Source organism: Streptomyces sp. NPDC055254, assembly GCF_053606025.1.
Map to the genome: position 1 here is coordinate 319,325 of NZ_JBSGQV010000002.1, position 23,175 is coordinate 342,499.

Annotated in this window: 22 protein-coding genes; 6 read left to right on the top strand and 16 right to left on the bottom strand. The window is 71.5% G+C overall.

What is annotated here, in order from left to right; all coding sequences use genetic code 11:
* Positions 1-59 precede the first annotated feature (59 nt).
* Positions 60-737 carry a GNAT family N-acetyltransferase gene (locus ACWFQ8_RS03735; RefSeq protein ID WP_453784535.1) on the top strand — a complete coding sequence of 226 codons (678 nt, stop codon included), beginning with the start codon at positions 60-62 and terminating at the stop codon, positions 735-737.
* 154 nt (positions 738-891) lie between these two features.
* On the opposite strand, the gene ACWFQ8_RS03740 is transcribed toward ACWFQ8_RS03735, so the two are convergent.
* The 6 genes from ACWFQ8_RS03740 to ACWFQ8_RS03765 form a co-directional block, all read right to left on the bottom strand.
* The gene (locus ACWFQ8_RS03740; RefSeq protein ID WP_453784536.1) at positions 892-2,499 is read right to left on the bottom strand and encodes an alpha/beta hydrolase; all 1,608 of its coding nucleotides are present in this window, start codon (positions 2,497-2,499) and stop codon (positions 892-894) included.
* Positions 2,500-2,660: 161 nt separating this feature from the next.
* Positions 2,661-4,541, bottom strand: coding sequence for an AMP-dependent synthetase/ligase (locus ACWFQ8_RS03745; RefSeq protein ID WP_453784537.1), 1,881 nt, complete (start codon positions 4,539-4,541; stop codon positions 2,661-2,663).
* Positions 4,542-4,748: 207 nt separating this feature from the next.
* Positions 4,749-6,092, bottom strand: a complete 1,344-nt coding sequence (locus ACWFQ8_RS03750; RefSeq protein WP_453784538.1) for a dicarboxylate/amino acid:cation symporter — start codon at positions 6,090-6,092, stop codon at positions 4,749-4,751.
* Positions 6,093-6,559: 467 nt separating this feature from the next.
* On the bottom strand, positions 6,560-6,832 hold the full coding sequence (locus tag ACWFQ8_RS03755) for a DUF4229 domain-containing protein (protein WP_453784625.1): 273 nt from the start codon (positions 6,830-6,832) through the stop codon (positions 6,560-6,562).
* A 224-nt stretch (positions 6,833-7,056) separates the two neighbouring features.
* Positions 7,057-8,220, bottom strand: coding sequence for an aminofutalosine synthase MqnE (gene mqnE / locus ACWFQ8_RS03760; protein ID WP_453784539.1), 1,164 nt, complete (start codon positions 8,218-8,220; stop codon positions 7,057-7,059).
* Between the two features lie 64 nt (positions 8,221-8,284).
* Complete coding sequence (locus tag ACWFQ8_RS03765; protein ID WP_384540255.1) at positions 8,285-8,740, bottom strand: Lrp/AsnC family transcriptional regulator; 456 nt, start codon at positions 8,738-8,740, stop codon at positions 8,285-8,287.
* Between the two features lie 121 nt (positions 8,741-8,861).
* On the opposite strand from ACWFQ8_RS03765, the gene ACWFQ8_RS03770 reads away from it, so the two are divergent.
* Positions 8,862-8,990 carry a hypothetical protein gene (locus ACWFQ8_RS03770; RefSeq protein WP_453784628.1) on the top strand — a complete coding sequence of 43 codons (129 nt, stop codon included), beginning with the start codon at positions 8,862-8,864 and terminating at the stop codon, positions 8,988-8,990.
* A gap of 2 nt (positions 8,991-8,992) precedes the next feature.
* Here ACWFQ8_RS03770 and ACWFQ8_RS03775 read toward each other — a convergent pair whose 3' ends face one another.
* Positions 8,993-9,712 (bottom strand): UbiX family flavin prenyltransferase, encoded by a 720-nt coding sequence (locus tag ACWFQ8_RS03775; protein WP_453784540.1) that lies wholly within the window; start codon positions 9,710-9,712, stop codon positions 8,993-8,995.
* A gap of 86 nt (positions 9,713-9,798) precedes the next feature.
* Between ACWFQ8_RS03775 and ACWFQ8_RS03780 the strand changes: the two genes are divergently transcribed.
* Complete coding sequence (locus ACWFQ8_RS03780) at positions 9,799-10,413, top strand: rhomboid family intramembrane serine protease (protein ID WP_453784541.1); 615 nt, start codon at positions 9,799-9,801, stop codon at positions 10,411-10,413.
* Between the two features lie 15 nt (positions 10,414-10,428).
* Here ACWFQ8_RS03780 and mqnP read toward each other — a convergent pair whose 3' ends face one another.
* The 3 genes from mqnP to ACWFQ8_RS03795 are packed head-to-tail and all read right to left on the bottom strand — an operon-like array spanning position 10,429 to position 13,267.
* On the bottom strand, positions 10,429-11,352 hold the full coding sequence (mqnP, locus tag ACWFQ8_RS03785; RefSeq protein WP_453784542.1) for a menaquinone biosynthesis prenyltransferase MqnP: 924 nt from the start codon (positions 11,350-11,352) through the stop codon (positions 10,429-10,431).
* Positions 11,349-11,816 (bottom strand): hypothetical protein, encoded by a 468-nt coding sequence (locus tag ACWFQ8_RS03790; RefSeq protein WP_453784543.1) that lies wholly within the window; start codon positions 11,814-11,816, stop codon positions 11,349-11,351. Before ACWFQ8_RS03790 ends, mqnP begins: the two co-directional genes overlap by 4 nt.
* Positions 11,813-13,267 (bottom strand): menaquinone biosynthesis decarboxylase, encoded by a 1,455-nt coding sequence (locus tag ACWFQ8_RS03795; protein WP_453784544.1) that lies wholly within the window; start codon positions 13,265-13,267, stop codon positions 11,813-11,815. The genes ACWFQ8_RS03790 and ACWFQ8_RS03795 overlap by 4 nt, the downstream gene beginning before the upstream one ends.
* 88 nt (positions 13,268-13,355) lie before the next feature.
* Between ACWFQ8_RS03795 and ACWFQ8_RS03800 the strand changes: the two genes are divergently transcribed.
* On the top strand, positions 13,356-13,823 hold the full coding sequence (locus ACWFQ8_RS03800; protein WP_453784545.1) for a PLD nuclease N-terminal domain-containing protein: 468 nt from the start codon (positions 13,356-13,358) through the stop codon (positions 13,821-13,823).
* Between the two features lie 40 nt (positions 13,824-13,863).
* Here ACWFQ8_RS03800 and ccsB read toward each other — a convergent pair whose 3' ends face one another.
* From ccsB to hemL, 6 genes are all read right to left on the bottom strand, one after another.
* On the bottom strand, positions 13,864-14,952 hold the full coding sequence (ccsB, locus tag ACWFQ8_RS03805; protein ID WP_453784546.1) for a c-type cytochrome biogenesis protein CcsB: 1,089 nt from the start codon (positions 14,950-14,952) through the stop codon (positions 13,864-13,866).
* Positions 14,949-16,724: a cytochrome c biogenesis protein ResB gene (gene resB / locus ACWFQ8_RS03810; protein WP_453784547.1), complete on the bottom strand. Its 1,776-nt coding sequence runs from the start codon at positions 16,722-16,724 to the stop codon at positions 14,949-14,951. The genes ccsB and resB overlap by 4 nt, the downstream gene beginning before the upstream one ends.
* A gap of 13 nt (positions 16,725-16,737) precedes the next feature.
* Positions 16,738-17,514, bottom strand: a complete 777-nt coding sequence (locus ACWFQ8_RS03815; protein WP_453784548.1) for a cytochrome c biogenesis CcdA family protein — start codon at positions 17,512-17,514, stop codon at positions 16,738-16,740.
* A 4-nt stretch (positions 17,515-17,518) separates the two neighbouring features.
* Positions 17,519-18,163 carry a TlpA family protein disulfide reductase gene (locus tag ACWFQ8_RS03820; RefSeq protein ID WP_453784549.1) on the bottom strand — a complete coding sequence of 215 codons (645 nt, stop codon included), beginning with the start codon at positions 18,161-18,163 and terminating at the stop codon, positions 17,519-17,521.
* Between the two features lie 186 nt (positions 18,164-18,349).
* Positions 18,350-19,039: a histidine phosphatase family protein gene (locus tag ACWFQ8_RS03825; RefSeq protein WP_453784550.1), complete on the bottom strand. Its 690-nt coding sequence runs from the start codon at positions 19,037-19,039 to the stop codon at positions 18,350-18,352.
* Positions 19,036-20,358, bottom strand: a complete 1,323-nt coding sequence (gene hemL / locus ACWFQ8_RS03830) for a glutamate-1-semialdehyde 2,1-aminomutase (protein ID WP_453784551.1) — start codon at positions 20,356-20,358, stop codon at positions 19,036-19,038. The genes ACWFQ8_RS03825 and hemL overlap by 4 nt, the downstream gene beginning before the upstream one ends.
* Before the next feature lie 292 nt (positions 20,359-20,650).
* Here hemL and ACWFQ8_RS03835 point away from each other — a divergent pair, with 292 nt between their 5' ends.
* On the top strand, positions 20,651-21,088 hold the full coding sequence (locus ACWFQ8_RS03835) for a hypothetical protein (protein WP_053675327.1): 438 nt from the start codon (positions 20,651-20,653) through the stop codon (positions 21,086-21,088).
* Between the two features lie 130 nt (positions 21,089-21,218).
* The gene (locus tag ACWFQ8_RS03840) at positions 21,219-23,054 is read left to right on the top strand and encodes an eCIS core domain-containing protein (protein ID WP_453784552.1); all 1,836 of its coding nucleotides are present in this window, start codon (positions 21,219-21,221) and stop codon (positions 23,052-23,054) included.
* Positions 23,055-23,175 lie beyond the last annotated feature (121 nt).

A 23,175-nucleotide genomic window follows, 5' to 3' on the forward strand; every position in this document is an offset into this window, starting at 1 on the left:
CGGCGCCTGGCTGGCCGCCAGACGCATGCATGAACAGGCTGCATGCATAGGATCCCCGGATGGCAATCACCAGCTACCTCCTGCAAGGGCCGCGAGTGGCCCTACGCCACGTCCGCAGACAGGACTACGCCGAGCTCACGGAGCTGGCCCAGGAGAGCGCCGAGATGCTTCGTCGCTGGCTGGGTGCTCGCGAGAACACGGTCGAAGCGTTCGAGGCCTACCTTGAGCGGTTCGAGCAGCCCACTCATGAGGGCTTCGTGATGTGCCTGTGCAGCACTGGCTCGATCGTGGGCGGCGTCAACATCAACAACATCGTCCGAGGCACCCTCCAGAGCGGAACCCTGGGCTACACCTCCTACGCCTCTACGACCGGCCGTGGCTATATGACCGAAGGCCTCAGGCTCGTGGTCCAGCTCGCCTTCGGCCAGCTGGACCTGCACCGACTGGAGGCGAACATCCAGCCGGACAACACTTCCTCGCTGAACCTCATCAGACGGCTGGGCTTTCAGCACGAGGGCACATCGACTGCCTTCCAGTACATCAACGGCGAGTGGAGGGACCACGAACGCTGGGCCCTCACCGCCGAGATGGCACGCGAAGCAGCACAGTTCACGAACTCCCCCGACGCCCCGCAGCTGCGGACAGCCATCCCGCGGGCCAACCCTGACACTCGGCCGGCCGATGTCGACTGCTCAGGAGTCACCTCACTGAGGAAGGAGTCTTGCCCCGAAGCATAGGGAGGGCGCCGAGATCGTCTGCTGACAAACGAGCACCTGGACACCCTCATCGCCGGACTGTACGTGAAGATCGACGACGAGATCGGAGATATTCGATGCCTGGGCAAACCACCACAGTTGGGCGACTCCGAGCTGGCCTCCCGACCGGCCCGGTTCAGTCGCCGGCGGGGCAGGACCGCGTGCCGCCGGGGAGCCGGCCGTCGAGCAGGAAGTGGTGCACGTACTCCTGGACGCAGGGCGAGGACTCGTATCCCGTGTGCCCGTCGCCCTTGTGGTCCAGGACCACCGCCGAACCGAGGCGCTCGGCGGTCTCCTCCGTCCACTCGTACGGGGTGGCCGGGTCGCCCCGGGTGCCGACGAGCAGCATGCGCGGAGCGCCCGGGCGGTCGATGTTGCGGATGAAGTCGGTGCCCGCCGGACGGCCGTAGCAGGAGAGCACCGTCATCAGCTGGTACGGCCCGAAGATCTCCGAGGCCTTGGTGAACTCGGCGGTGCGGTCGGTCACTTCCTTTTCGACGGCCGCCGGGTCCGCCCGGGCGTTCGACCGGTCCGGGTCGTCCGCGCAGTTCACGGCGACCAGGGCGGCGTCGCCGTTGTCCGCGGGTACGGCCGGGCCCTCGCCCGGTCCGCCGCCGTCGTCGTCGTCATCGGTCGGCGGCTGCGTCGGGCCGCCCAGGTGGAGCAGTCCCTCCGGGTCGCGGCGCCGTTCGGCCGCCGCCAGCGCCTCGGCGAGGTCGGGCCACATCGTCTTCGAGTACAGGGCGACGCCGATGGAGGTGACGACGTCCTGGCCGGTCATGTACGAGCCGTCGTCCCCGACGAGCGGCCTCTCGTCGAGCCGCGTCACCAGGTCGGCCACCTTCTCCTTGGCGGTGCGGGTGTTGCTCCCGTAGACGCAGTCGTGCCGGCGGGCGCACCAGGACAGGAAGCGCTCCAGGGCCCGCTGCTGGCCGCGCGCCGATACGAGGGCCTGCTCGGCCAGCGGTTCGCTCAGGGTGTCGACCCCGTCCAGGACCATCCGCCCGATGCTCCGCGGGAACTGCGCGGCGTGGACGGCCCCGAGCCGCGTCCCGTAGGAGAAGCCCAGGAAGTTGAGCTTCCGGTCGCCGAGGACCCGCCTGATCACGTCCATGTCGCGGGAGACGTGGACGGTGCCGATGTACGGGAGGACCGGCCCGGAGGCGAGCTCGCAGCGCCGCACCACGGCCCGCAGGGCGGCCAGCTGGGAGGCGGCGTCGCCGACCTCCTCGTCCTGGACCGACTGGGAGCCTCCGCAGGAGACGGGCTCGCTGCGGCCGACGCCGCGGGGGTCGAAGGCGACGAGGTCGTAGCGCTCACCGAGGTCGGCGAAGACGTCGGGGTCGTCGGCGAGGGTGGCGATGCCCGGGGAGCCGGGGCCGCCGAAGTTCAGCAGGAGCGAGCCGATGCGCTTCTCGCGGTCGGTGGCCGGGATGCGGGCCACCGCGACCCGGACCGTGCCCTTGGCCGGGTGGTCGTGGTCGAGCGGCACGGCGATCGTCGCGCACCGCATCACGGCGGGCGCGTCCCGCTCGGGGCACTTCCCCCACCGCACGCGCTGCCCGTGGAACCGCTGCAGGGGGTCCCCGCCGGTCGGCGCGACCGTCGGAGGGGGGCTCGGGGCGGGGCCGAGCGCGGCGACGGGGGCGGCGTCCGGGGTGGTGCCGAGGCCGACCAGGAGCAGCACGCAGGCCGCGGCGGCGACCCCGGTACGGGAGCGCGGGCGTATGCGGCATCGGGGCACTGCGCCCTCCTCGGACGGGCCCCCCGGACCAGTCAGCCCACCATAAGCGCGCCCCGACGGCCCCGCGCGTCCAGCGGGCGGAGCCGCGGCGACCGGGGGCCGCCCCGGTCGCCGCACCCCCACGCCCGTGCCCCGAACCCCCGCTGTACCGGGGGCCCGGCTCAGGCCCCGGACTCGCGCGGCCCCCGGTACAGCGCGTCGATCTCGTCCCGGTAGTCCCGTGCGATGGCGGCGCGCCGGAGCTTGAGGGAGGGGGTCAGATGGCCGCGCTCCTGCGTGAAGTCCGCCGGCAGCACGGTGAAGCGCCGTATCGACTCCGCCCGGGAGACGAGCCGGTTCGCCTCGTCCACCGCCCGCTGGAGGTCCGCCCGCAGTTCCTCGTCCCGCACCAGCTCCCTGATCGGCAGGCCCTGCTTCTTGCGCATCTGCCGCCAGTGCTCCAGTCCGTCCGGTTCCAGGGTGATCAGCGCGGTGACGTACGGCCGGTTGTCGCCGACCACCATGCACTGGCCGACCAGCGGATGGGCGCGCAGCCAGTCCTCCAGCGGCGCGGGGGCCACGTTCTTGCCGCCCGAGGTGATGATCAGGTCCTTCTTGCGGCCGGTGATGGTCAGGTACCCGTCGGCGTCGAGCTCTCCGATGTCTCCGGTCGGCAGCCAGCTCCCCGGCGGGACGGCGTGCCCGGTGTTCCAGTACCCGGCGAACACGTGCCGGCCGCCCAGCAGCACCTCCCCGTCGTCGGCGATGCGTACGGCCGTGCCCGGCAGCGGCCAGCCCACCGTGCCCAGCCGGGGGCTCAGCGGCGGGGTCACGGTGCTCGCGCCGGTGGTCTCCGTCAGTCCGTAGCCCTCGAAGACCTCGATGCCGGCGCCCGTGTAGAAGGCGGCGAGCCGCCGGCCCAGCGGCGAGCCGCCGCTCAGGACGTAGCGCACCCGGCCGCCGAGCGCGGCCCGGATCCGCCGGTAGACGAGCGGGTCGTACAGGGCGCGGGCCGCGCGCAGTACGGGCCCGGGCCGCTTGCCGGGGGCGGTCTCGGCGAAGCGGCGCGCGATCCGGGCGGCGCGGTCGAAGGAGGAGGCCCGGCCCATCCGCTCGGCGGTGGCGCGGGCGGTGTTGTAGACCTTCTCCAGGACGTAGGGGATGGCGAGGAGGAAGGTCGGCCGGAATCCGGCCAGGTCGGCGAGCAGGTCCTCGGTGGCGATGCTGGGCGCGTGCCCGAGCTTGACGCGGGCCCGCATGCAGCCGACGGCCACCATCCGTCCGAAGACGTGGCTGAGCGGCAGGAACAGCAGGGTCGAGGCGGGGTCCTCGCTGACCGACTTGAAGACCGGGTGCAGCAGTTCCACCGAGTTGTCCACCTCGGCGAAGAAGTTGGCGTGGGTGATCACGCAGCCCTTGGGCTGTCCGGTGGTGCCGGAGGTGTAGATGATCGTGGCGACGGACTCCGGCGTACGGGCCGCCCGCCGTCCGTGCACGACCGCGTTGGGCAGTCGCTCCCCGGCCTTGACCAACCGGGCCACCGCGCCCGTGTCGAACTCCCACAGGTGCGTCAGCCAGGGCATCGCGGCCCGGTCGGCACTGATCAGGCGGGCCTGCGCGGTGTCCTCGACGGCGCAGGCCACGGCTCCGGAATCCTGGATGATCCAGCGGGCCTGGAGCGCGGAGGAGGTCGGGTAGATCGGTACGGTGACCAGCCCGGCGGCCCATCCCGCGAAGTCGAGCAGGGTCCATTCGTAGGTGGTGCGGGCCATGATGGCGAGCCGGTCGCCCTCCCGCAGCCCTTCGGCGATCAGCCCCTTCGCGACGGCGAGCACTTCGGCCGCGAACTCGGCGGCCGAGACGTCCCGCCAGGTCCCGTCCCGCTCCTTGCGCGCGAGCACCGGGTCGCGGGGCGCCTCCCGGGCGTTGTCGAAGGGGATGTCCCCGAGCGATCCGTGCGCCTGGACCGGCGCCAGCGGGGGAACCCGCACTTCGCGCACCACCCCGCCGATGACGGTCTTGGCGGGCTCTACGGATCCGACCAGCCTGAGCGCGGCGTCCACGGTGCGGTCTCCTCGGCTCGACACGGGCGTTACCGCCGGTAATCTACGCACCGGTAACCCGCTCGGCCACCCCCTGTGCACCCTTCTTCACCGACGCTCCACGCCACCGCCCCACGACGCGCCCGCCGGCCCGGTCGCCGTACGGGCGGGTACGCCGCAGCCCCCGCCCGGACGGGGGCGAGGGCTGCGACGAGTGCGGGGCGAGGATCAGGCGGCGACGGTGACCGGCTCCGCCTCGGCGGACGCGGCCGGGGCGACGGGCGCGGCCGGCTCGTCGAGCGGCGAGGACGAGGCGGAGGCGTAGGCCTCCTTGTCCAGGATCCCCTCGCGGGCCGCGACGATGACCGGGACGACCGCCTGGCCGGCCACGTTGGTGGCCGTGCGCATCATGTCCAGGATCGGGTCGATCGCCATCAGCAGGCCGACGCCGGCGAGCGGCAGCCCCAACGTGGAGAGGGTCAGGGTCAGCATGACCGTCGCGCCGGTCAGACCCGCCGTGGCGGCCGAACCGACCACCGAGACGAAGGCGATGAGCAGGTACTCCTTGATGCCCAGCGGCACGTCGAAGATCTGCGCGATGAAGATCGCGGCGAGCGCCGGGTAGATCGCGGCGCAGCCGTCCATCTTGGTCGTGGCGCCGAAGGGGACGGCGAAGGACGCGTACTCCTTCGGAACGCCGAGGCGCTCGGTGACCTTCTGGGTGACCGGCATCGTGCCGACCGAGGAGCGGGAGACGAAGGCGAGCTGGATGGCCGGCCAGGCGCCCTTGAAGAACTGGACCGGGCTGACCTTGGCGACGGTGGCGAGCAGCAGCGGGTAGACGCCGAACATCACCAGTGCGCAGCCGATGTACACGTCGGCGGTGAAGGTCGCGTACTTGCCGACCAACTCCCAGCCGTAGGTGGCGATGGCGGTGCCGATCAGGCCGACGGTGCCGATCGGGGCCAGCCGGATGACCCACCACAGGGCCTTCTGCAGCAGCTCCAGTACGGACTCGGCGAGGTCGAGGACCGGCTTCGCCCGGTCGCCCAACTGGAGGGCGGCGATGCCGGCGACAACGGCGAGGAAGACGATCTGGAGGACCTTGAGCTCGGTGAACGGCGTGACGATGTCCGTCGGGACGATGCCGGTGAGGAAGTCGATCCAGGAGCCGGTCCGCTTGGGGTCCTTGCCGTCGGCCGCGGTGAGGCCGGTGCCCGCGCCCGGGTCGGTGAGCAGGCCGATGCCGATGCCGATGCCGACCGCGATCAGCGACGTGATCATGAACCAGAGCAGCGTGCGGGAGGCGAGCCGCGCGGCGTTGTTCACCTTCCGCAGGTTGGTGATGGACACCAGGATCGCGAAGAAGACGAGCGGGGCGATGGCCAGCTTGAGCAGCTGGACGAAGATGTCCCCGACCTTCTCCAGGGTGGTGCCGAGCCAGCTGACGTCCTGGCTGCGGGCTATCCAGCCGAAGAGCACGCCGAGCACGAGGCCGGCGATGATCTGGGCCCAGAAGGGGAAGGTGAAAGAGGCCTTGGCGGGGGCCTGGGGGGTCGCGGACACGGACACTCTCCGGAGGGGACACGCTGAGGACAGGCGGGGGCGATGCGGTGCGGTGCGAATGCGGTGCGGCAGCCGGAAAGGAGCCGGCCGGGACCGCTGCCGGGGCGAGCCGGACGGGGCTCAGCCGCAACAGCGACAGGCCGCGGACGCGCGGCGGCAGTGGTCGACGCGCAGGCACGCCACGAGCGGAGGGCTCGTGGTCGTCGGGTGGGCGGCTGCGGTCAACATGTTGAATACGCTAACACTTATCCTTTGAGAATCTCAAAGGGCGCCTTTGAGACAGCGACGCGCGCGGCCCCTGCCCACTGCGGCCGCTGTCCGCCCCGGGAAACACGAACGCCCCAGCGGATGACGGGCGGTGTGCCCGGCGCTGGAGCGGTTCGGTGCGTTCTGCGGGTACGTGAGTGTTCCGCGTGTGCGGTGCGTCTGCCGTGATCGGCGTATCGGTGTGACGAAGCCGACGGGACGGGGCCCTACGAGCCGACGCGCGCGGCGTCGTCGGCCCGGTCCTCCTGGCCGCGGTTCGCGGCGAGCTTCTGCTTCGCACCCGCGACGCGTCCGGAGATCTGCACGGACATCTCGTCCCGCTGCTTGCGCAGGAGGACGAAGGAGAGCGGCGCGGAGAGCACGAGGGCGAGCAGCACGACCCAGGCGGGGTTGGCGTCCCCGAGCCCGGAGGGCACCCAGCCCAGGCGGACGAGGCCCGCGACGAGGACGAGGCATCCGACGAAGATGCCCAGGCGCATCGCGGTGTAGCGGATCGTTGCGCTCGGCTTGCGGGACACGGTGACCCCTTCTCTCTCGTCGTCCTCGGTACGTCTGCGTGCCCGTCCAGTGAAGCACGCCGGGCGCCGACTCCCGCCCAGCGGGGTGGGCGGGGTCGGTGCGGCGGCAGCCGCATCGGGCCCCGACCGGCCCTGGCCTTCGAGGCCAGGGCTCACCAGGGCGCATCTGTCGACCAGCCGCCGGATCAGACGCGCATCGCCTGCGGGGTCTCGCGCAGGTCGGCGACCGGGCCGGGGTACTCGCGGATGATCTCGTAGCGCGTGTTGCGCTCGACCGGGCGGAAGCCGGCCTCGCGGATCAGCTCCAACAGGTCCTCGCGGCCCAGCTTGTTCGGGGTGCCGTAGTTGTCCGCGTCATGCGTGATCTTGTACTCGACGACCGAGCCGTCCATGTCGTCCGCGCCGTGCTGGAGCGCGAGCTGGGCGGTCTGCACGCCGTGCATCACCCAGAAGACCTTCACGTGCGGCACGTTGTCGAACAGCAGCCGCGAGACCGCGAAGGTCTTGAGCGCCTCGGCGCCGGTGGCCATCGACGTCCGCGCCTGGAGCTTGTTGCGCACCTTGCCGTCCTGCATGTCCACGAAGTCGTGCTGGTAGCGCAGCGGGATGAAGACCTGGAAGCCGCCGGTCTCGTCCTGCAGCTCCCGCAGCCGGAGCACGTGGTCCACGCGGTGGCGCGGCTCCTCGATGTGCCCGTACAGCATGGTCGCCGGGGTCTTGAGCCCCTTGGAGTGCGCGAGGCGGTGGATGCGCGACCAGTCTTCCCAGTGGGTGCGGTGGTCGACGATGTGCTGGCGGACCTCCCAGTCGAAGATCTCCGCGCCGCCCCCGGTCAGCGACTCCAGGCCCGCCTCGATCAGCTCGTCCAGGATGTCGGAGGCCGACATGCCGGAGATCGTCTCGAAGTGGTGGATCTCGGTCGCCGTGAACGCCTTGAGCGAGACGTCCGGCAGCGCCTTCTTCAGCTCGGAGAGCGAGCGCGGGTAGTAGCGCCACGGAAGGTTGGGGTGCAGGCCGTTGACGATGTGCAGCTCGGTGAGGTTCTCGTTCTCCATGGCCTTGGCCAGGCGCACGGCCTCTTCGATGCGCATCGTGTACGCGTCCTTCTCGCCCGGCTTGCGCTGGAACGAGCAGTAGGCGCACGACGCGGTGCACACGTTCGTCATGTTGAGGTGGCGGTTGACGTTGAAGTGGACGACGTCACCGTTCTTGCGCGTGCGGACCTCGTGGGCGAGACCGCCGAGCCAGGCCAGGTCGTCGGACTCGTAGAGGGCGATGCCGTCCTCCCGGGTCAGCCGCTCGCCGGAACGGACCTTCTCCTCCAGCTCACGCTTGAGCCCAGCGTCCATTCCGCTCGCCCGCCTTCCTCTATGTGTCCTGTCGTACTGCCTGCAACCGCCACCAACCGTACTCTCAGCCCTCTTCGGGCAGTTCCCCGACCCGGTTCTCCCACTTCGTGGAGAGCACGATGGTGGTGCGGGTGCGCGAGACGCCCTTGGTACCGGAGAGCCTGCGGATGATCTTCTCCAGGCCGTCCACGTCGTTGGCGCGGACCTTCAGCATGAAGGAGTCGTCGCCGGCGATGAACCAGCAGTCCTCGATCTCCGCGAGGTCGCGCAGCCGCCGTGCCACGTCCTCGTGGTCCGCGGCGTCGGAGAGGGAGATGCCGATCAGCGCGGTGACGCCGAGGCCCAGGGAGGCCGCGTCGACGGTCGCGCGGTAACCGGTGATGACCCCGGCCGTCTCCAGCCGGTTGATGCGGTCGGTGACGCTGGGGCCGGAGAGGCCCACGAGACGGCCCAGCTCCGCGTACGAGGCACGACCGTTCTCCCGGAGTGCCTGAATGAGCTGCCTGTCCACCGTGTCCATTACGTGGAGCCTTCCATTATTCGGCGATCCTGCAAGTCTAGGTATAGAATCTAAGGCACACAGGGTCAACACCCTGTGAATCTTTCAACAGATCGATGACGATCTTCAGGAGTGGTTCACCGTGTACACGATCGAGATGGCCTACGCGCACATGCGACAGCTCCAGGAGCTGGCCAACCGATCCCGTGCCCACCAGCCCGCCGCCGCGCAGCGCGTCGACCGGACCCGCAAGCCGCGCACCACCAAGTAGGCCTAGCCACCGGCGCTTGCCGCCCGGGGAGGACGGGAGCCCGCGGGCTCCCCCTCCCCGGCGTCTCCGCCGAGGCGGCCGTCCCAGCGGCGGTACAGCCGGTGCGGCACCCCGGCCGCGTCCAGCACCCGCCCCGCGACGAAGTCCACCAGATCCTGGATGTGCGTCGCGCCCGAGTAGAAGCCCGGGGATGCGGGCAGCACGATCGCGCCCGCCTCGTCCAGCGCCACCAGATGCTTGAGCGTCTGCCCGTTCAGCGGGGTCTCCCGCACGGCGACCACCAACCGGCGCCGCTCCTTGAGCGTCACGCTCGCCACGCGCTGGAGCAGGTCCTTCGACAGCCCGAGCGCCACTCCCGCCACGCACGCCGTGGACGCCGGCACGATCAGCATCCCCCGCACGGGGTACGAGCCCGAGCTCGGGCCGGCCGCCAGGTCCCCGGCGCCCCAGTACCGGACGTCGGCGCCGTCCATGGCGCCGGGGTAGGTCGCCGGCTTGCCGTCGGCGCCGCGCGCCAGCCACTCCGTCAGATCGTCACGCCAGTGCGCGTCCCGGAAGGCGATTCCGGTCTCGTCCAGCAGGGTCAGCCGCGAGGCCCGGCTGACCACCAGGTCGACGCTCTCCCCCGCCGCGAGCAGCCCGCGGAGCACGGCCGCCGCGTAGGGCGTCCCGGACGCCCCGGAAACCCCGACCACCCACGGGGTGCGCTTGCGCTCAGTCATACCTCCGAGACTATCCGGCCACCACGGGCGGGCACTCGGTAAGGTGGCGGGACGTTCCAGGGGTGGGGCGCTTCGAAGGGGCGACGATGAGCACAACGACGGATCCGTCCTGGACGCGGACCGACCGGGCGAAGGCGGCGGGCAAGCTGATGCTCGCCTGGATCGCCCTGCTGTGGGTCCTCGAAGCGGTGGATCAGGCCACCGGCAACGCCCTCGACCCGTACGGGATCACCCCGCGCGATCCCGATCACCTGATCGGCGTCGTCGCCCATCCCTTCCTGCACTTCGGCTTCGGCCACGTGGCGTCCAACAGCCTGCCGCTGCTGATCCTCGGCTTCATCACCGCCCTGAGCGGCATCCGCCGCTTCCTCGCCGTCAGCGCCCTGATCACCCTCGCGGTCGGCGTCGGCGCCTGGCTCGTCGCCCCGCCGAACACCCTCGGCGCGGGTGCCTCCGGGCTCGTCTTCGGCCTTTTCGGCTACGTGGTGGTGCGCGGCTTCGTCGAGCGCAAGCCGCTCGACGCGGTGGTCGGCCTGGTGGTCGCCGCGGTCTGGGGCAGCTCGATGTTCCTCGGCGTCCTGCCCACCGACTCCGGGGTCGGCTGGTACGCCCACCTCATCGGCCTCGTGGCGGGCGTCCTCACCGCCGTCTGCTTCCGCCGCCCCGCCCCCGCGCCGCGGCGCGAGGCACTCACGGCGTGAGCCCCGGGCCGCGGGTTACGGCGTGAGGCCGCGGAGCGCCAGGTCGAGGACGGCGCAGACGAAGAGGGCGATGCCGATGAAGCCGTTGACCGTGAAGAACGCGCGGTTCAGGCGCGACAGGTCATGGGGCGTGACGATCGTGTGCTCGTAGACGAAGGCCGCGGCGACGATCAGCAGGCCGCACCAGAACAGCGCGCCCGCGCCGGTGGCCACGGCGTACCAGGCCAGCAGGGCCGTGGTCACGACGTGCGCCCCGCGGGCGCCCCAGAGCGCGGCCGCGACGCCGAAGCGCGCCGGGACGGACTTGACGCCCTCCGCGCGGTCGGCGGCCACGTCCTGGCTGGCGAAGATCAGGTCGAAGCCGCCGATCCACACGCCGACGGCCAGTCCGAGGATCACCGCGTCCCAGGACCACGTGCCGGTGACGGCCAGCCAGGCCCCGATCGGCCCTATGGCTTGGGCGAGGCCGAGGATCGCGTGCGGGAAGTTCGTGAACCGCTTGCCGTACGGGTAGACCACCATCGGGACCACCGCGACGGGCGCCAGCATCAGGCAGAGCGGGTTCAGCAGCGCCGCCGAGCCGAGGAAGACCACGAGCGCTATGCCGGCCCCGGTCCAGGCCGAGCGCACGGAGACCGCGCCGGTGACGAGCTCACGGCCGGCCGTGCGGGGGTTGCGGGAGTCGATCTCCCGGTCGATGATCCGGTTCGCCGCCATGGCGAAGGTCCGCAGCCCCACCATGCAGACGGTGACGAGCAGCAGCGTGCCCCAGTGCACGCTCCGGTCGAGCCGGAACATGGCGGTCAGTGCGGCGATGTAGGCGAACGGCAGCGCGAAGACCGAGTGCTCGATCATCACGAGCCGCAGGAAGGCCTTGACCTTGCCGGTGGCCTGCGGCGCGGGACCGGGTCCGAGCACGCCGTCGGCGGTCGCCATCATGCGAGGCTCCTGCGGAACTCTTCGAGGTCGGCCAGCAGCGCGGCGGCGGGCACCGGCCCCGTCTCCAGGGTCCGGGGCGCGCCCTCCTGGCCCTCGGGCGGGGTGACGCGGGCCGTGAACTCCCAGGTGTCCGCCACCGGGCGGGCGTCCAACCGCAGCACGTCTCCGGCCTCGGTCGTGAACGGCTCGGCCGCGGCCAGGGCGGCCGCGAGGCGCTCGGCGAAGTCCTCCGCCTCGGCGTCCCGCAGGCCCGGCAGCTCGAAGCCGTCGCCCTCGCCGTCCTCCTGGTCCAGCATCAGCGCCCAGACGTTGCCGGGGCCCGCGAACTCCTCGGGCGAGACCCCGGCCCGCTCGGCGGCCTCGCGGACGCCCGGGTCCGCCGGATCGAGCTCCGGACGCACCAGGGCCACGTACGTGGCGTCGCCGCCGATGAAGAGGGCCGGGCCCCCGACGACGGGGCTCACAGTCCGTACTCCTTCCAACGGCTGTCGACCAGGGCCGCCGTGGCCGGGTCGGACTCGACCATGTCGGGCCAGCCGCCGTCGCGGGTGTACCCCTCCTCGGGGAGCTTCTTCGTGGCGTCGATGCCGGCCTTGCCGCCCCAGAACTGCTGGTACGAGGCGTGGTCCAGGTGGTCGACGGGGCCCTCGACGACCGTGAGGTCGCGGGAGTAGTCCGTGTTCCCCAGGGCCCGCCAGGACACCTCGTGCAGGTCGTGGACGTCGCAGTCGGAGTCCACCACGATGATCAGCTTGGTCAGCGACATCATGTGCGCGCCCCAGATGGCGTGCATGACCTTCTGCGCGTGCTTGGGGTACTTCTTGTCGATCGAGACGATCGCGCAGTTGTGGAAGCCGCCCGACTCCGGCAGGTGGTAGTCCACGATGTCCGGCACGATGATCTTGAGCAGCGGGAGGAAGAAACGCTCCGTCGCGCGGCCCAGCGGCCCGTCCTCCGTCGGCGGCCGGCCGACGACGATCGACTGGAGCAGCGGGCGCTTGCGCATGGTCACGCAGTCGATCTTCAGCGCGGGGAACGGCTCCTGCGGCGTGTAGAAGCCGGTGTGGTCGCCGAACGGCCCCTCGGGCAGCATCTCCCCGGGCTCCAGCCAGCCCTCGATCACGACCTCCGCGTGGGCCGGGACCTGGAGCGGCACGGTCTTGCAGTCGACCATCTCGATCCGCTTGCCCGCGACGAACCCGGCGAAGAGGTACTCGTCGATGTCCCCGGGCAGCGGCGCGGTGGACGCGTACGTCACGGCGGGCGGGCAGCCGAAGGCGATGGCGACCGGCAGCCGCTCGCCGCGCTTCGCCGCGACGGCGTAGTGGTTGCGGCTGTCCTTGTGGATCTGCCAGTGCATGCCGATGGTGCGCTTGTCGTGGCGCTGGAGGCGGTAGAGGCCGAGGTTGCGGACGCCGGTCTCGGGGTGCTTGGTGTGGGTCAGCCCGAGATTGAAGAAGGAGCCGCCGTCCTGCGGCCAGGTGAACAGGGCCGGCAGCCGGTCGAGGTCGACGTCGTCGCCGGTGAGCACGACCTCCTGGACGGGGGCGTCGCCCTTGATCTTCTTCGGCGGCACGTGGACCATCGAGCCGAGCTTGCCGAAGGCCTCGCGGACGCCGATGAAGCCCTGCGGCAGCTCCGGCTTCAGCAGCCCGCCGATCTTCTCGCTGATCTCGCCGTACGACTTCAGGCCGAGGGCCTTGAGCAGGCGGCGGTCGGTCCCGAAGACGTTCATGGCCAGCGGCATCGCCGAGCCCTTGACGTTCTCGAAGAGCAACGCGGGCCCGCCGGCCTTGTTCACTCTGTCGACGATCTCCCCGATCTCCAGATACGGGTCGACTTCGGCCTTGATGCGCTTGAGGTCGCCCTCCCGCTCCAGAGCCCGGAGCAGCGAGCGGAGATCGTCGTAAGCCATTGGGCCAGTATCCGTCACCTACTACCCTGGAAGCGTCACCGGGGCCCGCCACGGGCCCGCCGCCACTGCCTGGGAGTCGTCCCGCACCGTGCTGCGCTATCTGCCCTTCCTGCTGCTCCTCGCGCTGACCATCTACGCCTTCATCGACTGCCTGAACACGCCCGAGGAAGAGGTCAAGCACCTGCCCAAGGCGGCCTGGGTGTTCATCATCCTGCTGTTCTCCATCGTCGGGCCCGTGGTGTGGCTGGCCGCGGGCAGGAAGCGGGTCGCGGCCGGAGGCGGCGGTCTCGGCGGGGGCGGCCTCGGCGGCGGCCGGGCACGCCGCACCCGGTGGGTGGCGCCCGACGACAACCCGGAGTTCCTGAAGTCGCTGCGGGACGAGCGGGACGACCGCGAGCGGCGCGAGAAGCGCGAACGCCGGGACGGCGGGGCCGACGGGGCACCGGGCGAGGACGGCCGCACCGGCGACGGCGGTGCCGAGGACGGCGACACCGGCAAGGACACTGACAAGGACACCGGCAAGGACACCGGACCCGACAAGGGCGGCCCGGCCTGACCGGCGGCCCGGCCGGGGCTCACTCCGTGGTTTCGCTGACTCAGACGCCCGCGTACGAGTGCTTTCCGCTGAGCAGGATGTTCACGCCGTAGTAGTTCCAGATCCAGCAGGCGAAGGCGAAGAGCGCGAGGTACGCGGCCTTGCGGCCCTTCCAGCCGGCGGTGGCACGGGCGTGCAGGTAGCAGGCGTAGGCCACCCAGGTCACGAACGACCAGACCTCCTTGGGGTCCCAGCCCCAGTAGCGGCCCCAGGCGTCGCCCGCCCAGATCGCGCCCGCGATGATCGTGAAGGTCCACAGCGGGAAGACGGCGGCGTTGATGCGGTACGAGAACTTGTCGAGCGAGGCCGCCGAGGGGAGCCGCTCCATCACGGAGGACCGGAAGCGTCCCGGCACCCGACCGGCCTCCAGGTGGCTCTCGTAGCCGTCCCGCAGGAGGTAGAGGACCGCGCCGGCCGCGCCGATGTAGAAGACCGCGCCGCAGAAGATCGCGGTGGAGACGTGGATCCACAGCCAGTACGACTGCAGGGCCGGCACCAGCTGGTCGCTCTCGGTGTACAGCCAGGTCACCGCGATGCCGAGGTCCAGCAGGACGGTGGTGACCAGGATCAGCCCGAGCCAGCGGACGTTCTTCTTCAGGGCCAGCAGCACCAGGTACGCGCCGACGGCCACGGTGGAGAAGGTGATCGAGAACTCGTACATGTTGCCCCAGGGGGCGCGCTGGACCGACATCGCGCGGGCGACCACGCCGGCCGCCTCGACCAGGAAGGCGAGCGCGGTCAGCGAGACCGCGATCCGCCCGTAGAGGTCGCCCCGCTCGTCGCCGCCCGCGGCGCCCGGCCCGTCCGGCACGTCGCGCGTGCCGGCGGCGGAGCGGGTGACGACCTTCGGCTTGTCGAGGACCGCGGTCGCCCCGCCCTTGCCGCGCACCTGCACGGCGGGGGCGGCGGCCGCGCCGGTCTTGCGCGCCGTCAGCGCGGCGGCCGTGCGGGCCACCTTGCTGCGGCTGCCGAAGGTCCACTCCAGGATGTGCGCGAAGAAGGCGAGCGTGTAGACCGCCATCGACGAATAGATCAGGTAGTTGCTGATCTCGGCCAGGTTCTCGTTGGCTGCGGCTGCGAGCGGCGTCATCCGCGCTCTCCTTCAGGGGTTTCTTCGACGGGATCGGCCGCGTCGGGTGCGGCGGGGGGTGCGGCGGGCGCCGTCGGCGCCCGGTCGTGCAGCGCGGCGGCGAGCTGCGCCAGCTCCTCGGGGAGCTTGGTGGACTCGCTGCGGCCGAGGCCCGCCATCTCGACGACGGTCACGCCGTCCTCGCCGGCCACCGCGCGGACCCAGATCCGGCGGCGCTGGATGAACAGCGATCCGGCCAGGCCCGCGATGGCCGCGATCGCGCCGGCCAGGGCGAGCCCGCTGCCGGGCTGGTGGGTGATGGAGAAGGTGGCCCAGCGCTCGATGCCCTCGAACTTCACGGAGCCCGCTCCGTCCGGCAGGGTCATCGTCTCGCCGAGGAGGAGGCGCTGCTTGAACAGCTGCCCGTCGGCGCCCTTGAACTCCTGCAGCTTGGAGGTGTTCAGCTGGTACACGTTCTGCGGTAGGCCCGAGTCCACGCGCAGGTCGCCGTGGTAGGCGCTGAGCGCGAGCACGGGGAAGTCCAGCGCGGGGAACTGCGAGAGCATCGTGCCGTGGCCCTCGCCGGCGAAGGTCGGCACGAACATGGCGTTGAAGCCGAGCTGCTCCTTGTCGCCGTTCTTGTTCCGGTAGCCGTCCAAGACCTTGACGGCGCCCGAGGAGCTCAGGTTCGCGTCGAAGGGCAGCATCGGCACGGCGTCGCGGTAGATCACCTTGCCGGTGGGGTCGGTCACCGAGATGACCGGTGCGTAGCCGTGTCCGAGGAGGTAGATCTTGGACCCGCCGACCGGGAGCGGCTTGTTGACCTCGATCTCGGTCTTCCGGGGCGCGCCGTGCACGCCCTCGCTGAGGGTCACGTACGCCTTGAAGTCCCGCGGGGTGCCCTTCTGCGGGCCGGTCTGCTCGTACGTGGCGTCGAACCGGTCCAGCGAGAAGGAGAAGGGCGTCAGGTCGTCGGGGTCGAAGAAGCCGCCGTACTTGAAGTCGTCGTACTGGGTGAGGGTGTTCGAGAAGCCCTTGCCGCGCAGGACGAGCTTGCCGCCCTCGGACTTGAAGAGCTGGCCCCAGGCGAACGCCACCAGCATCACGATCAGGGCGATGTGGAAGGCCAGGTTCCCGGCCTCGCGCAGGTAGCCCTTCTCGGCGGCGACGGAGGTGCCGCCCGCCTCGGTGCGAAAGCGCCGCCCGCTCAGGAGGGTCTTCGCGTACGCGCGCACCTCCTCCGGGGTCTTCTCGGTGCGCCAGGTCGTGTACGCGGGCAGCCGGTCCAGGCGCTTGGGGGCGCCGGGCGGGCGGCCGGTGAGCTGGCCGACGAACTGCCAGGTGCGCGGGACGATGCAGCCGATCAGCGACACGAACAGCAGGATGTAGATCGCGGAGAACCACACCGAACTGTAGACGTCGAAGAGCTGGAGCTTCTCGGCGACGGGCACCCAGAACTCGTGCTCGTCCTTCCACTGGGCGACCTTCATCGCGTCGACCTGGGTCTGCGGGACCAGGGATCCCGGGATCGCGCCCAGGGAGAGCAGGAAGAGGAGGATCAGCGCCACGCGCATGGAGGTGAGCTGGCGCCAGAACCAGCGGGCCCAGCCGATCACGCCGATGCCGACGGCCGGCCCGGTGGGGCCGTCCTCCAGCGGGGCGGTGGAGAGCTGCGCGCCGGCCGCGCCGAGTGCGGGCTCGGTGCCGTCCTCGGAGGGGTCGGCCGGTCCAGTCGCCGTGTCGGTCGCCTTGTCGGTCGCCTTGTCGGTCGGCGCCTTGTCGGTCGTACTCATGTGCTCAAAGTCCTCAGATTCCCACCGTGACGCCTTGGGTCCAGCTCTGCATGTCGCTGACGATGCTGTCCCAGATTCCTGTGACGAGCAGCAGGCCGGTCAGGACCAGCATGCCGCCCCCGATGCGCATGACCCACGCGTAGTGCTTCTTCACCCAGCCGAATGCGCCGAGCGCCTTGCGGAAGGCGATGGCCGCGAGGATGAACGGCACGCCGAGGCCGAGGCAGTAGGCCACGGTCAGCAGCGCGCCGCGGCCCGCGCTCGCCTGGTCGAGGGAGAGGGTGGTCACGGCGGCGAGGGTGGGCCCCATGCAGGGGGTCCAGCCGACCCCGAAGAGCGCGCCGAGCACGGGCGCGCCGACCAGGCCCGCCGTCGGCTTCCGGTGGAAGCGGAACTCCCGCATCGTCAGGCCCGGGATCGCCCCCATGAAGAAGAGGCCGAGGAGGATCACCAGGCCGCCGAGGACCCGTGAGATGACCGCCATGTTGTCCTGGAGGACGTCCCCGAAGTAGCCGAAGAGCGCGCCGGTGGAGACGAAGACGGCGGTGAAGCCTGCGATGAACAGGCTCGCTCCGGCCAGCATCCGCCCGCGCCGGGCCTCGGCGAGGTCGGCGCCGCTGACGCCGGTCACGTAGGAGAGGTAGCCGGGGACCAGGGGGAGCACGCAGGGCGAGAAGAAGGAGACCAGCCCGGCGAGTACCGAGATGGGCAGGGCCAGCAGCAGCGCCCCGTTCAGGACGGTGGTGTTCACCCCGATGGGCTCGGCGGCGAGGAGGAGTCCGGTGACCACCGGTTCACTTCTCCGCGAGGATCGGGTCGATCATGAAGCGCAGCTGTTCCTCGCTGATCGCGACCAGGGCGCGCGCGGCGATCCGGCCGTCCTTGTCGAGGACGATCGTGGAGGGGATGGCCTTGGGGTTGAGGGTGCCCTTGGGGAAGCGGAGCATCAGCTTGCCGTCCGGGTCGTAGAGGCTCGGGTAGGTGATCCCGTAGTTCTGCTCGAAGGAGACCGCGTTCTGCTTGCTGTAGTCGCGCGTGTTGATGCCGACGAAGGCGACGTCCTTGCCGGCGTCGGAGAGCTCCTTCGAGACCTTCGCGAAGTTCGGGGCCTCGGCGCGGCAGGGCGGGCACCAGGAGCCCCAGACGTTGAGGACGACGACCTTGCCCTTGAGGGTGGTGACGTCGAGCGGCTCGCCGGCGAGGTTCTCGCCGTCGAGCGCGGGGGCCTCGTCGCGCTCGCCCCGGGGCACGGTCGAGATGCCGCTCGGGCCCGTCACGTAGTTGCCCCCGGAGCTGCCGGAGGCCTTGGCGCCGCCGTCCGTGTCGGTGCAGGAGGCCAGGGTCAGGACGCCCGCGACGGTCACCGCGGTCAGCAGGAGGGCACGGGCGCCGGTCGAGCGGCTGCTACGTCGACGGACCCGTGCGCGGCTAAGGCTCATGTGAAAAGTTTCGCATGAGCGGTTCGGGGATCTACCGCGCCCCCCGGAGGGGCGTCGATGCCCTGGTCAGCACCGATGTCCGGGCGGATGCCCGGCGGGCGCGGGGTGCGGCCGGCGGAACCGCGGCGCCGGAACCGCGGGTGGCGATGCCGGCCGCGGCCGGCATCGCCGAGTCCGAATCCCCGGTCAGGCGCCGAAGGCCTTGGACGCGCCCTTGACCGGCTTCGCCCCGGCCAGCAGGTGCGCCGGGACCAGGTCTCGGGCCGGCTCGCTGTAGCCCACCGACACCAGCTTGTCGCCCTGGTAGGTGAAGGACGTCAACGAGGCCAGCGTGCACTGGCGGCGGCGCGGGTCGTGCCACAGTCGGCGCTTCTCCGCGTAGCTGCGCACGATCCAGATCGGCAGCTGGTGGCTGACCGCCACCGCCTCGTGGCCGCGCGCCGCGTCTCGCGCCGCCTCCAGCGCGCCCATCATCCGGACCACCTGCTCGACGTACGGCTCGCCCCAGGAGGGCCTGAACGGGTTCGTCAGGTGCTTCCAGTTGCCCGGCTTGCGCAGCGCGCCGTCACCGACGCCGAAGGTCTTGCCCTCGAAGACGTTCTCCGCCTCCAGCAGCCGCCCGTCCGTCGCCAGGTCCAGCCCGTGGCTCTTGGCGATCGGCGCGGCGGTCTCCTGCGCCCGCTCCAGCGGGGAGGACACGACGTGCGTGACGTCCCGGGCCTCCAGGTGCTCCGCGACCCGGTCGGCCATCCGGCGCCCCAGCTCGGAGAGGTGGTAGCCCGCCCGGCGCCCGTAGAGGACCCCGTCCGGGTTGTGCACCTCTCCGTGGCGCACCAGGTGGACGACGGTGATCTCCGAGGTGTCGCCGGCGCTCACGCGGTCGCCTCCGCCGCGGCCCGGGCGGCGGCCGGGAGCGCGGCCGCGATGCGCTCGATCGCCCGATCGTCGTGGGCGGTGGACACGAACCAGGACTCGAAGGCGGACGGCGGCAGGTAGACGCCCTGAGCCAGCATCGAGTGGAAGAAGCCGTTGAAGCGGAAGCTCTCCTGCTTCTTGGCGTCGTCGTAGTCGCGGACCTCGTCCTCGGTGAAGAACACGGAGAACATGTTGGACGCCGTCTGCACCCGGTGCGCCACGCCCTCCTTGGTCAGCGCCTCGGTCACCAGGCCCTGGATCCGCGCCGACACGGCGTCGACCTTCTCGTACGCGGCCGCGTCGAGCAGGCGCAACTGCGCCAGGCCGGCCGCGGTCGCGATCGGGTTGCCGGAGAGCGTGCCCGCCTGGTACACCGGACCGGCCGGAGCCAGGTGGCCCATCACGTCCGCGCGGCCGCCGAAGGCCGCCGCCGGGAAGCCGCCGCCCATGACCTTGCCGAAGGTCATCAGGTCGGGCTCGACCCCGTCCACCCCGTACCAGCCGGCGCGCGAGGTGCGGAAGCCCGTCATGACCTCGTCGGAGATGTAGAGGGCGCCGTTGGCGCGGCACAGGTCGGCCAGACCCTGGTTGAAGCCCTCGGCCGGGGTGACGACGCCCATGTTGCCGGGCGCGGCCTCGGTGATCACGCAGGCGATCTCGCCGGGGTGCGCGGCGAAGGCCGCCCGTACCGCTTCGAGGTCGTTGTAGGGGAGGACGATCGTGTCGCCCGCCTGGGCTCCGGTCACCCCGGGGGTGTCCGGCAGCGCGAAGGTCGCGAGCCCGGAACCGGCGGCGGCCAGCAGCGCGTCCACGTGACCGTGGTAGCAGCCGGCGAACTTCACCACCTTGGCGCGCCCCGTGAAGCCCCGGGCCAGCCGGATCGCCGACATGGTCGCCTCGGTACCCGAGGACACCAGGCGGACCTGCTCGACGGGCTCGATCCGCGCGACGATCTCCTCGGCGAGCGCGACCTCGCCCTCGCCGGGGGTGCCGAAGGACGTGCCGCGGGCGACGGCCGCCCGGACGGCCTCGATCACCTCGGGGTGGGAGTGGCCGAGGATCATCGGCCCCCACGAGCACACGAGGTCGACATACTCCCGGCCGTCGGCATCGGTCAGATATGGACCGGTACCGGACACCATGAACCGGGGCGTACCGCCCACGGCGCGGAAGGCGCGGACCGGAGAGTTCACGCCGCCGGGGGTCACGAGGGACGCGCGCTCGAAGAGCGTCTGCGAAACTGGGGCTTCATACGGGTACGGGTAGCTCACACCAGCCATGGTCTCAGAGGCCGCGACAGACTTGCGGACGGGCGTTTCACCGCGCCACTGCGGGGGAGGTCACTGCCATGATGATCAGGCTGCGTGGCGGGGGCCGCGGGGCCGGGGCGAGCAAGACCAGTCGGGTGGAGATATGCAACGCGGTGGTGGACCGGGCGAGGGTACGGACGGCCTCGACCCCCAGCGCGCCCGCGAATCCCGCCGCCGGGGCAAGCACCGCCGCGCCGCGGAAGCGGCCGATGCCGTCCCGGGACCCGCTGCTCCCCCGGAAGGTCTGCTCAGGGGTCGCGGCATGGGAGTGACGTACAAGTACTTCGGCGCGCCCGACGGCGCGACGGCCGCCCGGGTCCCGGTGACGATGCGCCCGGAGGAGCTGGGCGGCGACGAGCTCGGCATGGGCGGCCTCTTCACCAAGATCAAGCCGGAGACGGTGGCCGCGATGGTCCTGACCGGCATCGAGGGCATACCCCTCCACAAGGTGCCGCCGCTGGAGCTGGTCGTCCTCCACCCCGACTACGCGGTGGTCAAACTGCCCATGACGGTCGTGGACCCGCTCCGCGGTGTGGGCGAGGAATCGGTCGGCGCGGCCGCCTTCATCTGGTCCACGGTCCCGGACCGCGGCGGCCCCCGCGACGCCTTCAACGTCTACCAGTTGCTCCACGAGTGGCAGGACTTCTCCCACCGCCTCCACGAGGCGGGCCACCAGCCGTACTGCCTGGTCTGGCCCTGACCGAACGGCCCGCCGGCCTCCGCCGGGGCAAGGGCCGTGGCCCCGGTGTTGCCCTCGCGTCCCTGGGTTCGGGGGCGGGGCGCCGGTAGACACGGGCCTTGGCAGTGGCAGTCGAGCGGGAGGGGCTCTCGTGCGGGCTCAGGCGAACGACCGCGGTGGGTCCGGCGGCGGGCAGGGGGCGGGCCGGGCCCGGCAGGCGCAGGCGCCCGTACCGGCCTCGGGGGCGGTCTCGGCGGTGTCCCCCCGGCAGGTCGGCGCGTTGCAGCGGCGGATCGGGAACACGGCCGTCGCGCGGCTGGTCGAGCAGGAGCGGCGCCGGCACGACGCGTCCTGCGATCACGACCATGACGCGCCCGCGGTGCAGCGCTCCGCCGTCCACGAGGTGCTCCGGGGCGCGGGCCGCCCGCTGGAGGAGCCGCTGCGCCGGGAGATGGAGGACCGCCTCGGTTCGGACTTCTCCGAGGTGCGCCTCCACACGGGGGCGGCGGCCCAGCGCTCCGCCGCCGAGATCGGGGCCCGGGCCTACACCTCGGGCCGCGATGTCGTCATCGGAGCGGCCGGTGGGGACAAGCACACCCTCGCGCACGAGCTCACCCATGTGATCCAGCAGCGGCGCGGCCCGGTGTCCGGTACGGACAACGGTGCGGGCCTGTCGGTGTCGGACCCGTCCGACGCCTTCGAGCGGGAGGCCGAGGTGAATGCCGTACGGGCCATGTCCCGGCCCCGGCCGGAGCTCCGGGACGCGCGGCCGGCGGCGGGCCCCGCGCACCGGTCGGCCTCCGGCGGCTCCGGGGCGCCCGTACAGCGCATGCTGGGCTTCGAGACCGAGGTCAGCCTCCCGGTGGAGAACGAGCGGGGTGAGAAGTACGAGGGCGACACCGACCTGGCCAAGAGCACCGCGGCGGACTTCAAGGTCGTCTCCGACAAGCGCTCGCTGACCAACGGAGGCGGGTACTCGAACGTGGAGTTCGTCACCGGGGCGGTCCCGGTGGTCGGTTCGATGAGCGAGGCCGGACCCGAGGCCCTGGACCATCTGGTCGAAGAGATCCGGAAGGTGCGCGAAGAGTTCTACCGGGCGGCCGACAAGACGCCGCTGCAGAACATGCCCCTGAGCCTGGAGATCCTCGCCGAGGGAGCCGGGGCCCGGGTCGCCCCGGGGCTCGGCTACACCGAGCACGCCGGACGCAGGGGCCTGGGCGACGGCCTGTTCGTGCACTACTCGGTCGGGGTACCACTGAGCGGCATGCCGATGTTCTTCGACCACCTCCGTGACGCCGCGCCCGCCACCGCGGGCGCACCGAACCTCCGTGCCCGCTTCCGCCTCACCCAGGCCAAGGCCTTCGCCTCGGACGTCGTGCAGATGTACGAACGGGGCGCGGCGGCCTCCAAGAAGCGCAAGCGGGTGGCCACGGACGCGCTCGACGGCTACAGCCAGCTGTTCTTCATGCAGGTCGCGGCCGTGGCCGACTACGTGGCGCAGGACCAGGACCAGGGGCAGATCAAGAACCTGACGGCCGTCCTGTCCCGGTCCCGGCTCTCGGACGTCCGGCGCCTGCTCGACCCGGCGTTCCAGGAGTTCCTGGGCGACAGCAGCGAGGACGTCCTCGACGCCCTCGCTGGATACCAGGAGGATTCCGGGGACGGCGGGAAGCTGGAGTTCCGCGAGAACGCCACGCGGCAGATCGACGGGCCCGAGGTGTCCCTCATCGCGTTCGCCCAATCGGCGCTCAACGGGGCTCCCGCTGTGGACCAGCAGAGCGTGTTCGGCGGCATGAACCAGATCGCCCCGCACCAGGAGGAGGGCGCCGTGATGGTTCCCTTCGAGATCCGCACGATGGGCGCCACGATGAAGACCTGGGACCAGCTCAAGGGCGAGCTGCACGACCTCGCGCGCTGGGCCGAGGACGCCTACCAGCACGACCGCATGCAGGCCGGCGCCTCGAACCGGCGGCGTACCGACCGCTGAGCGCGGCAGCGGCTCCGCGGCGGGCGGCGCCGTCCGGGCCGGGGCGGCCTTTCCCCGGGTGTGCCCGAACGGGCATGCCGACGGGTGGGTTCCGGGGGTAAGCAGGGGGGGCGTCCCCCCG